This window comes from Paenibacillus sp. 1_12 (assembly GCF_900114475.1).
Lineage (GTDB): Bacteria > Bacillota > Bacilli > Paenibacillales > NBRC-103111 > Paenibacillus_S.
In genome coordinates this window covers 25,167-39,269 of the sequence record NZ_FOTE01000012.1, presented here as the reverse complement: position 1 = coordinate 39,269, position 14,103 = coordinate 25,167, and the positions used below count along the sequence as shown (strand labels likewise).

General features: G+C 48.8%; 11 protein-coding genes. 6 read left to right on the top strand and 5 right to left on the bottom strand.

The genetic code is table 11. The features are described from left to right. Window position 1 precedes the first annotated feature (1 nt). Window positions 2-2,038, bottom strand: a complete 2,037-nt coding sequence (locus tag BM210_RS23255; protein ID WP_091174071.1) for a M1 family metallopeptidase — start codon at window positions 2,036-2,038, stop codon at window positions 2-4. 115 nt (window positions 2,039-2,153) lie between these two features. Between BM210_RS23255 and BM210_RS23250 the strand changes: the two genes are divergently transcribed. After that, a complete protein-coding gene (locus tag BM210_RS23250) occupies window positions 2,154-2,690 on the top strand; it encodes a YwhD family protein (RefSeq protein ID WP_091174068.1) in 537 nt (178 codons plus the stop codon). Between the two features lie 238 nt (window positions 2,691-2,928). Here BM210_RS23250 and BM210_RS23245 read toward each other — a convergent pair whose 3' ends face one another. Then, on the bottom strand, window positions 2,929-3,600 hold the full coding sequence (locus BM210_RS23245; protein WP_091174067.1) for a SanA/YdcF family protein: 672 nt from the start codon (window positions 3,598-3,600) through the stop codon (window positions 2,929-2,931). Window positions 3,601-3,930: 330 nt separating this feature from the next. Between BM210_RS23245 and BM210_RS23240 the strand changes: the two genes are divergently transcribed. After that, on the top strand, window positions 3,931-6,837 hold the full coding sequence (locus BM210_RS23240; protein WP_091174064.1) for a 2-oxoglutarate dehydrogenase E1 component: 2,907 nt from the start codon (window positions 3,931-3,933) through the stop codon (window positions 6,835-6,837). Between the two features lie 71 nt (window positions 6,838-6,908). Next, entirely contained in the window at window positions 6,909-8,231 is a 1,323-nt protein-coding gene (odhB, locus tag BM210_RS23235; protein WP_091174062.1) for a 2-oxoglutarate dehydrogenase complex dihydrolipoyllysine-residue succinyltransferase, read from the top strand. A gap of 146 nt (window positions 8,232-8,377) precedes the next feature. Here odhB and BM210_RS23230 read toward each other — a convergent pair whose 3' ends face one another. Then, window positions 8,378-8,800 carry an organic hydroperoxide resistance protein gene (locus BM210_RS23230; RefSeq protein ID WP_256223950.1) on the bottom strand — a complete coding sequence of 141 codons (423 nt, stop codon included), beginning with the start codon at window positions 8,798-8,800 and terminating at the stop codon, window positions 8,378-8,380. A 192-nt stretch (window positions 8,801-8,992) separates the two neighbouring features. On the opposite strand from BM210_RS23230, the gene BM210_RS23225 reads away from it, so the two are divergent. From BM210_RS23225 to BM210_RS23215, 3 genes are all read left to right on the top strand, one after another. Next, a complete protein-coding gene (locus tag BM210_RS23225) occupies window positions 8,993-9,820 on the top strand; it encodes a sugar phosphate isomerase/epimerase family protein (protein WP_091174057.1) in 828 nt (275 codons plus the stop codon). 213 nt (window positions 9,821-10,033) lie between these two features. Then, window positions 10,034-11,053: an aldo/keto reductase gene (locus BM210_RS23220; protein ID WP_091174055.1), complete on the top strand. Its 1,020-nt coding sequence runs from the start codon at window positions 10,034-10,036 to the stop codon at window positions 11,051-11,053. Window positions 11,054-11,366: 313 nt separating this feature from the next. Next, entirely contained in the window at window positions 11,367-12,563 is a 1,197-nt protein-coding gene (locus BM210_RS23215) for an MFS transporter (RefSeq protein WP_091174052.1), read from the top strand. 13 nt (window positions 12,564-12,576) lie between these two features. Here the strand turns inward: BM210_RS23215 and BM210_RS23210 are convergent, their stop codons facing one another. Further along, the gene (locus tag BM210_RS23210; protein WP_091174049.1) at window positions 12,577-13,092 is read right to left on the bottom strand and encodes a hypothetical protein; all 516 of its coding nucleotides are present in this window, start codon (window positions 13,090-13,092) and stop codon (window positions 12,577-12,579) included. 140 nt (window positions 13,093-13,232) lie between these two features. Beyond that, the gene (locus BM210_RS23205; protein WP_091174047.1) at window positions 13,233-14,063 is read right to left on the bottom strand and encodes a dienelactone hydrolase family protein; all 831 of its coding nucleotides are present in this window, start codon (window positions 14,061-14,063) and stop codon (window positions 13,233-13,235) included. Between the last annotated feature and the right edge of the window lie 40 nt (window positions 14,064-14,103).

Sequence of the window (14,103 nt, the reverse complement as noted above, 5' to 3'; positions counted from 1 at the left end):
CTCACCAAGCGACCCCGTCCAGCAAGGTCTCGATTAATTTGACGATACCTGTCTGCCAACGCATCACAAGCTTTGAGTCCACGTTGGTTTTCATAAAGCTGTTCATACGTTTGTTTTCCAATACAATGGTATGCTGCGGGTCAATAACTGCCCACTGCAACGGCGTCGGATGCTGCAGTTTGAATGTAACGTCCCTATCAATGCCGTCCCATAGCCGATCGATCTGTGAGCCGTCTGCAAAATGGAACCGGATCGGTACCTGATGATAAGTGCCTCCAAGCTTTTGAATCCGTACCGAATTCTCATACATTGTTTGACCGTCCGTATTAATTTTTTTCGTATGGATCCCTGTTATGGCGTAATCCACCATTTGTCCGCCATAAATATATTCGTCAAAGAATTCTGCCCAGTTCTTTTTAGTCGTGTCCTCTAGCGTCTTTTGAAAATCAGATGTGGTCGGATGCTTGAACTTCCACCTCTGAAAATACGATTTTAACGTCCGCTGCATCATCTCGCTACCGATCTGCGCTTCGATAGCCCGTAACACGAGCTTAGCGCGCGTATACACATTTTCTGCATAGGCCTCATGCTTCCCGTAGCTCCAGGAGTCAAGCTTCAGCGACTTGGGGTTGGTGATGTAGCTGGCTTCCAAAGTCAGATTGGGCTTAACTCCATACTCCTGTTCCATGAGCTTATCCTCGACATAGGAGGTAAAGCCTTCATCGAGCCAGGCTTCCTCGAACTCGTTGCTGGCTACCATTCCATACCAGAATTGATGACCGATCTCATGCACGATAACTCGCTCCAGATCAAGGTCGGGCTGATCCTCAGATGCCCCCCAGCCTGTAACCAGTGTCGGATATTCCATGCCGCCTGCACCATTGGCGTTCTCTGGGGGCACAACGATCGACAGCGTCGAATACGGATAGCTGCCATACCACTGTGAATAGCGGGCCAGCGCTTTTTTGGCTGCGGTCATATATCGGCCCTTTAAATCCTCATGCTTGGGATCCAGATACAGCTTGATGCGAACGCCTGGTATCTGAGGGGTAGCGTAAGGCTCCTCGTAGTAAATAAAACGTGGTGAAGCCGCCCAGGCAAAATCGTGCACATCATCGGCGTAGAACGCATACGTCTTGGTTTTGCCATCATCGGAGGGCGATTTGAGCGGAAAGCCGGTAGCAGCTACCGTATAACTGGACGGTACCTGGATGCGCACGTCGTAAATGCCGAAATCAGCGTAAAATTCAGAATTGCCGTGGTATTGGTGCAGATTCCAGCCTTCTGTCGTGCGCCCTCGCCGTCCTGCTGGCTCATACACCGCTAATTTGGGAAACCATTGACCTGCCATGACGAAGTCATCGGCGTAACCCATACGTGCAAACACGGCCGGCAGCTTAACGGAAAATACGCCTTCAAGCGTCACCTTTTGTCCCGGTTTGATTGCTTTGGGCAGTGTAATCTTCATGAGTGTGTGGTCATCTTTGTTGCCATCGTCGGGCTGGACGTACTGAAGACTCCCTATGAGCTCATCGCCGTCAAGTGTCTTGATGGAACTGATCTCCATGCTGCCATAGCTGCCTTCCTTGCTTGCATCATCACGCAGCTTGCCTCCCGATTCTTTCATAAAGGTCGTTTTTTTGGAGCTGAATGCGTTGGGATACATATGGAAATACAGCTCCTGCACCGGCTGCGAGCCGGGGTTTTTCCACGTTAACGATTGTGTTCCTGATAGCACCTTACTTTGGGCGTTAAGCTGCACATTCATGTGATATTCCACGATGCGATTGCTAAGTGGACTTGGGGCTGGTGTCTCCATCGGCTTGGCCGGCAGGCTTGGCGGCGCAGGGGGTGACTGGGGTGGTGCGGTAGGTTCTTCGACCATTGCTGCGAGTAGGGCCGAGGCAAACTTGGCCTGCGGCTGAATTTGTAAAGAGGAGCTGTCATTTTGCATAGCATAACTGCCCCATGTAAGTCCACAAGCTAGTACAACAAGTAAGCACCATTGCGCAGCTGGGCTGCCAAATCGTTTCTTCATCTCATTTTCACCCCGTTGACAAGCATCTACAGCATGTATATGTTTGCAAAACGAGGATTATTAGCTAAAATAAACAAGTAAGACAAACTTTATTTGTAATAGGATGGTGCCATTCATGGATATAAATAAAGATCAGCCTCAGGATCAAGCTGCAGCACAGCCTGCGGATAAGCCGAAGAAGCTGGCGCTAAATATCGTCAGCGGCAAGGTAGAACATCGCGGCTTTGGTGCTGGAGCGATTAATTTAAGCCAGATGTCTAGTGTTATTATTGAAGAAGGCGAAGCGTATCTCGATATGGGAGCGCTGCATGCCAAAAGCAAGGTGGAGAAGGGCATCAAATTCTCCGTTAACAAAGAGGATGTACCTAACGGTATCTCCAGTTGGATTGTGTGGGTGGCCGCTGACCGTAAGGAAGAGGGCATGTACTACGCCGGTGTCACTTCATGTGAAATGCTGGTCGACAGGGAAGCGCGGCGCGGCTGGAAAATTCTTGCCGATCACGTGAACCGGATGGATTATGCACTGAAACGTCGCATCATGCTGGATAATCTGGGTGATCAGGAAAAAGCTGCTTTGAAGAAGCTGCTTATGGAATATAATCCTGAAATGTGGGCCAATTCGAACGAAGATCTGAAGTCCGCTTTGGGTTGAGAGCATGCTTGATTGTATAGGATGGGGCTTGTTGAACGATAACCCTGCAAGATTACGGCTCATTTATGGCGATTATGTGAAGCGCATTGTGCAAGCAGGCGGGTTGGTTGTATACTGAACGCTAGTATATAACATATACTAGGACAGCAAGAAGGCAGGCCCCTTGGGTCTGCCTTTTTGTGTTGTGAATTTTCTTACCATATTTTAGTGGATGCATAGCATCATTTATTGGAATACGTTACAGTCCATTTGCGGTCAATCGTCCATCGGTTGTAATGGGAATCGGATTACCGAGATGAGTAGGTTTGGGGTTAAGCAGATTGACATAGGCAAAATCCTTGTTTCTGGCCAGCACCTCGCGCAGCCGATTACGAGTCATATTTGGGTATTCCTGTTTGTCCGATGCAACTCCGTACGCGTCCAATCCCATTTGGCGAGCTGTATAAACAGCGCGCATCAGATGATACTGCTGGGTAACAATCAGCACCTTTTGGGCTTGGAAAATATCCCGCGCACGATACATGCTTTCATAAGTGCTGAAACCGGCATGGTCCATAAAAATATCCTGAGGCTGCACATCCCGTTCCTCCAAAAATACGCGCATCGCATTCACCTCGTCATAATCGACCTTTCCATGGTCGCCGCTAACCAGGAATCGATCCGCTTTACCGGCAGCTTTCAGCTCTAAGGCAGCTTGCAGACGGTCACCCAGAATGGCTGAAACCGACCCGTTAGGGTACACTCTTGCACCCAGCACGAGTATCACATCTGTTTTCGGAGCATCCTGAACTTGATAGATATAGCGCGAGGCTGTGGTTTTTACGTAAGCATCCACGCCAACAATCCAACTGATTGGGGCTAGAATAACCAAGAGCATCGGTACCAGCCTGATTTTAAATAATCGTTTCATGGGACAGCCCCTCTACCTTAATAAGTAAGACGCATCGGCTTCTATATTGCTTTACAGATTAGACGCGTAAAAATTTAAGAAGTTGCTTGAACAGAATGTTTGTTAATAAATGGAAACTAAATCCAGTACTAATTGATATCAGTATTAGATTGGTGTAATATAAATTAAGCAATTTACGATATGGAAATAATCCTTATAATTTAATATAAGTAAGCTTTGCTGCGTTCCGAGTTATTAACTTCCCTCATATGGGGTTAATATAGGGTATTGAGTCTTTTTTAGTAAGCTTCTGTTTGTTTCAAATAAACATTAGAGTGGAGAGATATGTCAATGACACCTGGCGAAACTAAGCGCGGGCCGTGGGAGGCCTACTTTGGTCCCAACCTGGGTTACCTGTACGAACAATACGATCAATACGTGATCGATCCTGATTCCGTGGAGCCAACTTTCCGGGAGCTGTTCGATCTTTTTGGAGCGCCGCCAGCGGAGCCCGTATTTCATGCTGGACAAGAGTCAGCAGACGTTTCGGCAGGAGCACCAACGCAATCACGCGCCTCTCAGGAAGATCAGCTGACACTAATGAAAAAAGTAGTTGCTGCTGACAGACTGGTTTGGAATATCCGTACTTATGGTCATCTTGCTGCTGATACCGATCCTTTGGGCTTACGCGCACCGTCTGATACGCGAATTTTGGAATCAGCTACCTATGATCTGACCGAAGCGGATTTAAAAGAAATTTCGGCTTCCCTGATTTGGGAAAATGCGCAGGGTGCGGTCGTAAGCGGCTGGGATGCGATTCAGCGTCTACGTGAAATTTATACGAAAACGATTGCTTATGAATTCAGCCACGTCCACGAGCAAGAGGAGCGCGAATGGTTGAACAAGCAAGTAGAGTCCAATACATGGCCTTCTCCACTTGCTCCAGAAGAGCGTAAGTCACTACTGAAGAGATTGATTCAAGTGGAGCAGTTTGAGCATTTCCTGCAAAGAACCTTTGTGGGACAAAAACGCTTTTCCATTGAAGGTCTGGATGTTCTTGTTCCTGTTGTTGATGAGATTGTGAACCGTTTTACAAAGGATGGAGCCAGCCATATTCTGATGGGAATGGCACACCGCGGCAGGTTGAATGTACTTACCCACGTACTCGGCAAGCCCTATAGCAAGATTTTTTCCGAGTTTCATCATTCACCAAATAAGGATTTGATACCTTCCGAGGGTTCGGTGGGTATCAATTATGGCTGGACAGGCGATGTTAAATATCATTTGGGTGCTTATCGTTCCGTTACGGACGGTGAGAAAGGCGAGACACGTTTGATGCTGGCAAACAATCCAAGCCATTTGGAATATGTCAATCCGGTTGTAGAGGGCTTTACGCGCGCTGCTCAGGATGATCGGACCCATTCGGGATTTCCTAAGCAGGATGTTAGCAAGGCCGTAACCGTGTTAATCCATGGCGATGCAGCTTTTCCAGGTGAGGGTGTCGTTGCTGAAACCTTGAATTTCAATAATTTGTCGGGTTACAGCAATGGGGGCACGATCCATATTATTGCGAACAATCGGTTGGGCTTTACGACCGAGAGCTCAGATTCCCGCTCGACTCATTATGCCAGCGACTTGGCTAAAGGCTTTGAAATGCCAATCGTTCACGTGAATGCTGATGATCCAGAGGCATGCGTGGCGGCTATTCGATTAGCTAGCGAATACCGTATTCGCTTCAAAAAAGATTTTCTGATCGACCTCGTCGGATATCGCCGTTATGGACATAACGAAACCGATGATCCGGAAGCGACACAGCCCATTATGTACAATAAAGTGCATAAACATCCGACCGTAAGTGAAATTTATGCGAGTAAGCTCAACAACGAAGGTGTTGTCGAACAAGAACAAGCGGCGAAGATGAAACAGGATGCTCTGAAGGTTATGCAGGATGCTTATGATCAGGTTAAGAGCAATGAAGGCAATGGGAAAGAAAACCAATTTAGCGAGCATCTTGGAGATGTGGTCAACCCACTAACACTTCCGACCGCTGTTCCGCTTGAACAGCTGCAGGCTATCAATAAGGAATTATTGAATTTTCCAGCAGATTTTCAGGTATATCCAAAGCTGCAGCGGATTTTGGAACGCCGTGCCAATGCGTTGGATGCTGATGGAAAAGTAGATTGGGCGTTGGCTGAGACATTGGCTTTTGCCACTATTCTTGCTGAAGGTAAGCCGATTCGTCTAAGCGGCCAAGATTCCCAACGTGGAACATTTGCCCATCGACATTTGGTGCTGCATAATCCTGTCACAGGGAGTACCTACTCTCCTTTGCATCAGATTCCGCAATCGAAGGCTTCATTTGCGGTTCATAACAGTCCGTTATCCGAAGCATCGGTGCTTGGGTTCGAATACGGATACAATGTATTTTCACCGGAAACTCTCGTGATCTGGGAAGCTCAATATGGTGATTTTGCCAACGCGGGTCAAGTTATATTCGATCAGTTCATCTCAGCCGGACGGATGAAATGGGCACAAAAATCGAGCTTGATTGTGATGCTGCCACATGGCTCCGAAGGACAAGGACCTGAACATTCCAGCGCGCGTCTGGAGCGGTTTTTACAGAATGCTGCAGAAGATAACTGGACTGTAGCCAATTTGACCAGTGCGGCGCAATATTTCCACCTGCTCAGACGTCAAGCTGCGATTACCGAAAGCGAATATGCACGTCCTTTGATATTGATGGCTCCGAAAAGCCTGATTCGTAATCAACGGGTGGCCTCACCGGGAGTTGCTTTCAGTGAAGGCTCGTTCCAAAGCGTATTGGAGCAAACCGGACTCGGCAAAAAGCCGGATCAGGTGAAACGTCTGATTCTATGCAGCGGGAAAGTGGCGATTGATCTGGAGGATGCGATTGCTGATCAGAAAGATCTGGAATGGCTGCATGTAGCACGTGTCGAGCAGCTCTATCCATTTCCAAAAGCTGAGCTGTCCGCGATTATTGAACGCTTTTCCAACCTGGAAGAAATCATTTGGCTTCAGGAAGAGAACAAAAACATGGGCGCATGGACCTATATGGAGCCGCGCGTTCGTGAGTTGCTGCCAGAAGGAACAAGATTACGCCATGTAGGCAGGCCGGATCGAGCAAGTACAGCCAGCGGTTATCAGAACGTTCACAGCTTCGAGCAGCAGCGCATCATTGCAGAAGCGTTGAAGCCAAATGAGATTAATAAAGAGATGCAGGCGGCTTTAAGCAAATAACAAGCGGAGTGGTCGCGGCTCAGCATTTTATATAGAAAAAGGTACAACAAATACGGGAGGCGCTAGCTGCAATGGATATTAAAATACCAGCATTGGGAGAATCCATCACGGAAGGTACGATTTCTTCTTGGATGAAAAAAGAAGGGGATTCCGTTAAATTCGGCGATCTGCTGCTTGAATTGGAAACCGATAAAGTGAATTTGGAAATCAATGCAGAGGCTGATGGCATTCTGCAAAAAATTAACAGACAAGCCGGTGAGACTGTACAGGTAGGCGAGAGCGTTGGGGTGATCAGCGCAGGCCAAGGCAGTGCTCAAGCAGCAGAAGTGCAGTCGCCTTCTGCACAACAGCCAGCCGCCGCGGCTTCCGATTCGGGTCAGCAAACCAACTCAGCTCCAAACCAAGCTGCTCAAGCCTCCGCAAGTGCAGCCAATAACGGCGCTTCCTCCGAAGAAAATGAGGAAGGTCCATTTACAGCTTCACCATCTGTGCGCAAACTGGCCAGAGAACGCGGAATCGACCTCAATCAAGTGCGCTCCACAAGTGGAATAGATGCTAATCGAGTTTCACGCAGTGAAGTAGAAGCTTACTCATCTGCAGCGTCATCAAGCAGTGCGCCGCAGGCCTCACAGCGTCCACAGGTGCAGGCTGAGAAGCGTGCTGTTGTTGAGAGCGCAGCTGTAGATGCCTCGAAACCGACCGAACGGAAGAAAATGTCCAGACGCCGGGTTACAATCGCCAACCGACTGGTGGAAGCACAGCGTACGGCTGCCATGCTGACTACGTTTAACGAAGTTGATATGACGGCGATTATGGATGTCCGCAAACGTCGCAAACAATCGTTTCAGGAGAAGCATGATGTAGGCCTCGGCTTTATGTCATTCTTCACCAAAGCGGTCGTTGGAGCGTTGAAATCTTTCCCTCTGCTGAATGCAGAGATCGAAGGGGAAGATATTCTCGTTAAAAAATATTATGATATCGGTATCGCCGTAGGAGCGAAGGAAGGTCTGGTCGTTCCGGTAGTACGTGACGCCGATCGGTTGAGCTTCGCTGAGATTGAACGGAATATCGGTGAACTGGCTGTAAAAGCACGCGACAACAAACTATCACTTGCTGATTTGCAGGGCGGTACGTTCACAATTACGAACGGAGGCGTATTCGGCTCGCTTTTGTCGACACCGATTTTGAATACACCACAGGTTGGTATTCTGGGGATGCATACGATCCAAAGACGTCCGGTAGCAGTTGGCGTGGATGGAATCGAGAACCGTCCAATGATGTATTTGGCGCTTTCTTACGATCATCGGATCGTTGACGGCAGTGAAGCGGTACGTTTTCTAGTGACGATCAAGCAGCTGCTTGAAGATCCAGAAGCATTGCTGCTGGAGGGCTAATCCTGCAGTCTTGAGGGGCAAGCTCTGTCCACAACAATTTCACAACAAGCAAAAACCGTTTAGAGCAGCAGTGCTCTGAACGGTTTTTGTGATTTTCAGGGTATCTTCGGGTATAGGTTACCTGTTACTAATGGGAATATTTGGGTTTATTTTTGTGCGGGAGTCCGGGCTTTTAAGGTTACTTCTATATTGCCGCGGGTCGCCTTGGAATAAGGGCAAACCTTGTGGGCGGCCTCCGCAAGCTCCATGACCTGGGCTTCTTCAAGACTTGGGACGGTTACCTCCATTTCAACAGATAAATGGTAATGAGTACCTTCGCTGTGAAGTGTTACATGTGCGGTAACCTGGGAGTTGGATGCATCGATGTTTTTGCTTTTAGCTATGCTCTTAAGAGCACTGTGAAAACATGCGGCATAAGCCGCCCCAAATAGCTGCTCTGGGTTCGTGCCTGCGGCTTCGCCCTCGTTAGGTGTACCCAATTTTAGATCGAATTGACCGTCTGACGTACGAACAAAGCCGTTTCTTCCGCCATGTGATGTGACATGAGCCGTATACGGTGATCCCATCATGATCTCTCCTTTCGTAGATTTGAACGATCCTTATCAGGCTGTCCAAATCATTTTACCTTGCATGGTATACATACCCTTTGTTAAGTGGAATGAACCGAAGCTGCTGACAGAGAATGGTTGCAGGTGTCGCGCCCCTTCCACGGTTATGTTATGATGAAAGCGTTTGAATGACTTGAGGGAGGAAATGGTTGAATGTCATACTTATCCGTAAGTACATGGAGTTTGCACCGTCTGCTGGGACCGCTTCGTTGGACTGTTTGGGATGATGAAAAAGGTACACATCAGGTGAAGGAACAGGAGCAACCGCAAGTTTTGAGTTTGCTTGAATTACCTGCAGAAGCCGCACAACGGGGATACCAAGCCTTGGAAGTATGTCATTTTCATTTTCCTTCGACGGAGCCTGAATATTTAGAAAGATTACGTCAGGCGTTTATTACGGCTGGAATCTCGTTTGATACCTTGTTGTTGGATTACGGAGATTTAACTGCACAGGATGTAACACGGCGGGAAGCTGATTTTAATTTAATACGCAATTGGATCGATATCGCAGCGGGTGCCGGAGCGAAGCAAATACGTGTAATTGCTGGCGATGCTATGCCTACAGACGAACAAGCGATTGGGCAGTCCGCAGCTTCGTTGTTGGAGCTGGCGGAGTATGCATCAGGTAAAGGTGTCCGTGTGGTTACTGAAAATTTCCGTTTACTCACCTCAACCGGAGCCAGCTGTATCCAGCTTCTTGAGCATCTCGGTGATCGAGTCGGCATGATTACGGATTTTGGTAATTTCAAGCTGCCTACCAAGTACGAGGAGTTTAGCATGATCCTGCCTTACAGCGTTTCTGTCCATGCCAAAGCCCAATATGATGAGCAGGGCATGCCGGATGAGGCGGAATTTCGCAGCTGCCTGGAAACGGTACGTGCTGCAGGCAGCAACTGTGCGATCGTGCTGATTTATGATGGACCCGGTGATATGTGGGAAGGGCTGGGGCGAATTCAACGCATCGTAGAGCCGTACCTGTAACCTATACAGGGAGCATACTTACCCCAAGACTACTAGGTTAATCTATTGTAAGCCCTTTCGGAAAATACAAAACATTTCTATAATGGACATAGTGTCACTTATGAAAATGGTCTGCATAATCGAAAAATGTCTTGCATATAAGGGTTGCCAAGGAAACACAGTATCGTTTTCGCAGCCAGTTTGCTAAAGCAAAACTCTAAGGAGGAATTATCGATGAATGTGCGTTCTTTGGGTAAAACCGGTTTACGGGTTAGTGAATTATGCTTGGGCTCTATGACCTTTGGAGCAACTGCGAATCAGGAAGAAAGTTTTCGGATGATGGATCGTTTTGCTGAGGTAGGCGGGAATTTTATAGACACAGCTAATGTATACTCGCAGGGTGCATCGGAGGAGATCGTTGGGAATTGGCTGCGTGGTCATAAACGGGACGACTATGTGATTGCCACCAAGGTCCGTTTTCCGATGGGAGAGGGACATAACGACAACGGATTGAGCCGCAAGCATATTTTAGCCTCTGTGGAGGATAGCTTGAAGCGTCTGGGTACAGACTACATTGACTTATATCAGATTCATGCCTGGGATTTGTTAACACCGCTGGAGGAAACGTTGAGCACGCTGAACGATTTGGTTCGCAAAGGTGTGGTTCGCTATATTGGGGCCAGTAATTTACGGGCGTGGCAGCTGCAAAAGGCGATTTATACGAGCCGCCAAAATGGTTGGGAAACTTTTGTCAGTCTTCAGCCGCAATATAATCTGCTTTGCCGTGCAACAGAGTACGAGCTGCTGCCGCTTTGTGCGCATGAAGGTATTGGCGTAATCCCTTGGAGTCCGCTGCGTGGCGGATGGTTGAGTGGCAAGTTTCGACGGGGACAGCAGCCTCAGGAGAATACTCGGGTAGGAACCAATAAGGAAGTATGGGATCGTTATAACAATGAATTTACTTGGGATATTATCGATACTTTGCATGCCATTGCAGAAGAAGCCGATAAGTCTCCGGCTCAGGTTGCGCTGAACTGGATGTTGAGCCGCAATGTCATTACAGCTCCGATTATTGGCGCACGCAATGTGGAGCAGTTGGAAGATAATCTGGGCGGCAGCGGCTGGTACTTAACGGAAGAGCAGATCACTCGTTTGGACGATGTCAGTGAATTGCCTGTCAGCTATCCATATGATTTAGCTGCAGAGAACCAGCAAAGAAGAGGCCGCGCACCCATGGTTACCCGGTTAAGCTAACAGAGAAGAAGGCGTTCGTCTTTGTATTTTGTCTGTTTCTTAGTTTTGGCGGAATCGCCCTTTTCCCATAGAATTGATTATTGACAGGCATAGATATGGATTACAAGCTTTCCTGGGCCTTGGCAGCAGGAGAGCTTGTTTGCTTTATAGAGCTGCGGTATATTGAGCTTCTCATTCTTGAGATCTCGATGAACAAAGGTTTACACACCCGTATTGGAGTGCTACCATTGCTTTATTAAATATTTATGAAGATGGGTCTGTACAATGCGATGGGAGCTATCTAACACGATTGGGCATTAAGGAGTGAATGCAAGTGGAAATGTGGAAACGGAATTTATGGCTTCTATGGGTTGGGTGTTTTATTACATCGGCCAGTTTTTCGATGGTAATTCCTTTCTTACCGCTGTTCCTGCTACATATTGGTGTTCATGATCATATTGAAATGTGGTCAGGGCTCATATTCAGTTCCGCTTTTTTGGCAGGTGCTATTGCTTCACCTTTTTGGGGGGCAATGGGTGACAAGTACGGACGAAAACCGATGATCGTACGTGCCGGTTTTGTGCTCTGTGTGATTTATTTATTGACCTCGTTGGTGACGAATCCATACGAGCTGCTGGGGCTTCGTATTTTACAGGGGCTGCTCAGTGGGTTTATTCCGGGTTCAATCGCCTTGATTGGGACGAATACACCCGAAGACAAGGTTGGCTATGCAATGGCCACGATATCCACTTCAACGGCAACAGGAGGCATTATAGGGCCGCTGCTCGGGGGCGTTATTGCCAATTTATTCGATAGCCGGGTAGCTTTTGCAAGTGCTGGGGTACTGGTGCTGATGAGTGCTTTGCTGGTATTGATATGGGTAAAGGAAGAGAAGGTGGTTCGGAGCAAGGAGCGCAGCTCGATTGCAGGGTCCATGCGTATGGCTATACAGAACCGGCCCTTTTTAACTCTGCTGGGCATTACGCTGATTACACAGTTCTCGATCATGACTATTGAACCCGTGCTGCCTCTGTACATTGTACAAATCGGGGGCTCGGTGAAAAATGCATCATTGATGGCAGGCATTGTGTTCTCGCTCGTTGGTATTGCCGGTATTCTGTTTGCTTCGCGGTGGGGCAAGCTGGCCGACAAAGTGGGCTTTCATAAAGTTTTGATCATTGGTCTGATCGCTGGAGGACTTGGGAATCTGGCGCAGGTGCTGTTCCATGGGATTTGGGGTTTTTCTGTTATCCGTTTTGTATATGGAGCCTTTTTCTGTGCGGTGTTCCCGGCGTTGAACGGCCTTGTAATACGAACAACACCGGTAGATTTTCGTGGAAGGGCATTTGGGCTTAATCAGACGGCGAGTATGCTGGGAGGCATGCTGGGGCCTCTCGTAGGGGGATATATCAGCGGTATTTTCTCAATACACAGTGTATTTTGGGTGACCGGACTGCTGCTGCTTTGTTCGGCAGGCGCTGCGGTATGGTCCCAAAGTAAATCGGCTTCCCCGCATTCACAGGAAGCGTAAGGAGCTGGAGCAGCTAAAGAAGCGATTGCAGGCGGCTGCGGAGGTTGGTCGGAAGCGGCTCGTCCAGCAGTCTATGCACGATTTCGTGATTTGCGCCATGTTCGGTTATGTGGCTGAACAGCAGTTCGGCTTTGGAATCCCGTTTCATCAAGGAATAGGCGGCCGCCCAGATCTCCGGACTTCCCATTTGAAGACCCTTCCAAGTGTGCGTAATCCAAGTGGGCAGCTGACATATCCCAAATTCACTGTGAATGGCAAACTGGCCAATGATATCAACAGGCAATCCGGTATCCTCTACAGATAGGCGATAGCTGCTGGCAAAAGGATAGTCACCGCTTGGCAAGCTGATGCAATCTATGTCTTGTAAGGCTTGTGCGACAGTTTCATATGATGTATCCGTAGTTAAGTCCCAGTCTCTAACACGTTCAGTTAGACCAAGAGCGTATAACATACCGCTTCCGCCGGAAGCGTAGGCAATTCCAGCAGCATCCAGCCGTTGTGTGATTGTTTGAACAGATTCCAGATTCATTACAACTCACTCCTATCTCAGTTACGTACACGTATAATTTGGATCTTATTTATTCTTCATCTTGTATAACAACCATGATTACAACAGCCAAGCATCTTCAAAACCACTTTGGTGGCATTGAGGTGCTTGGCTGTTGTTTTTTATTCAAGAGTGGTGAGATGTTCACGCATGAAGGTCAACGTTCTGGCAAAAGCATCCTGCGCGGGCTCGGCTCGGTAAGAAGCGCGGGTGTCGTTGGCAAAAGCATGGGGAGCGCCCTCATAGATCCGATAGTCGAATGCCTTGCCCCCTTGTTTCATCGCTTCAGCAAAAGCTGGAACCTGATCGGTGATGCGGGTATCCAATTCGCCGAAGAAACCAAGCACAGGGCAGTTCAACTGCGCAACCTGCTCCGCCTGCGGCAGGTTGCCGTAGAACACGACTGCGCCTCGCAGCTCGGCGTCGCGTGTTGCCAACTGGGCGGATAACATCCCGCCCAGGCAAAAGCCCACCGCGGCGACCGGACGCCGCCGCGACCCGCTCTCGTACTCGCGCAGAAAGCCTGCGCTAGCCTCGAGCACAGACACATACGCGGCCGCATTCGCGCCGGCCGCCAAGATCAGCTCCAGCGTTTCGCCGATAGCTCGACCCTGCGCCTCGGGCAGAGCGCCAAGCGCTGCTTCTCGCGCTTGGGTGTCACGCCAGGCTGCCGGGGGCAGCGTATCGAGGAACCGCTTCGCGTCCTCGACACGCTGCTCCTGCAGCTGGGGCGCTTTGCCGCCGGCCTGGTAGAACAGGTCCGGCGCAAATGCGATAAAGCCGGCCTGAGCGAACCGGCGCGTTAAATCCTGAATATGGGGGTCGACACCCCATATTTCCTGAATAACCAGGACCGCAGGCTTCGCAAGCGGTGCCGGACCTTCGGGAAGTACCAGATAACCCGAATATTGCTGATGATCACCATACTGTACCCATTCACCCTGCAGACCCATGCGTATACACACTCCTCTAATGAGCTGGTATTTGACGGCG

What these genes read in the sequence shown, in the direction of transcription:
- BM210_RS23255 (WP_091174071.1), bottom strand. Translation starts at nt 2,038, where the DNA reads ATGAAGAAACGATTTGGCAGCCCAGCTGCGCAATGGTGCTTACTTGTT.
- BM210_RS23250 (WP_091174068.1), top strand. Translation starts at nt 2,154, where the DNA reads ATGGATATAAATAAAGATCAGCCTCAGGATCAAGCTGCAGCACAGCCT.
- BM210_RS23245 (WP_091174067.1), bottom strand. Translation starts at nt 3,600, where the DNA reads ATGAAACGATTATTTAAAATCAGGCTGGTACCGATGCTCTTGGTTATT.
- BM210_RS23240 (WP_091174064.1), top strand. Translation starts at nt 3,931, where the DNA reads ATGACACCTGGCGAAACTAAGCGCGGGCCGTGGGAGGCCTACTTTGGT.
- odhB (WP_091174062.1), top strand. Translation starts at nt 6,909, where the DNA reads ATGGATATTAAAATACCAGCATTGGGAGAATCCATCACGGAAGGTACG.
- BM210_RS23230 (WP_256223950.1), bottom strand. Translation starts at nt 8,800, where the DNA reads ATGATGGGATCACCGTATACGGCTCATGTCACATCACATGGCGGAAGA.
- BM210_RS23225 (WP_091174057.1), top strand. Translation starts at nt 8,993, where the DNA reads ATGTCATACTTATCCGTAAGTACATGGAGTTTGCACCGTCTGCTGGGA.
- BM210_RS23220 (WP_091174055.1), top strand. Translation starts at nt 10,034, where the DNA reads ATGAATGTGCGTTCTTTGGGTAAAACCGGTTTACGGGTTAGTGAATTA.
- BM210_RS23210 (WP_091174049.1), bottom strand. Translation starts at nt 13,092, where the DNA reads ATGAATCTGGAATCTGTTCAAACAATCACACAACGGCTGGATGCTGCT.
- BM210_RS23205 (WP_091174047.1), bottom strand. Translation starts at nt 14,063, where the DNA reads ATGGGTCTGCAGGGTGAATGGGTACAGTATGGTGATCATCAGCAATAT.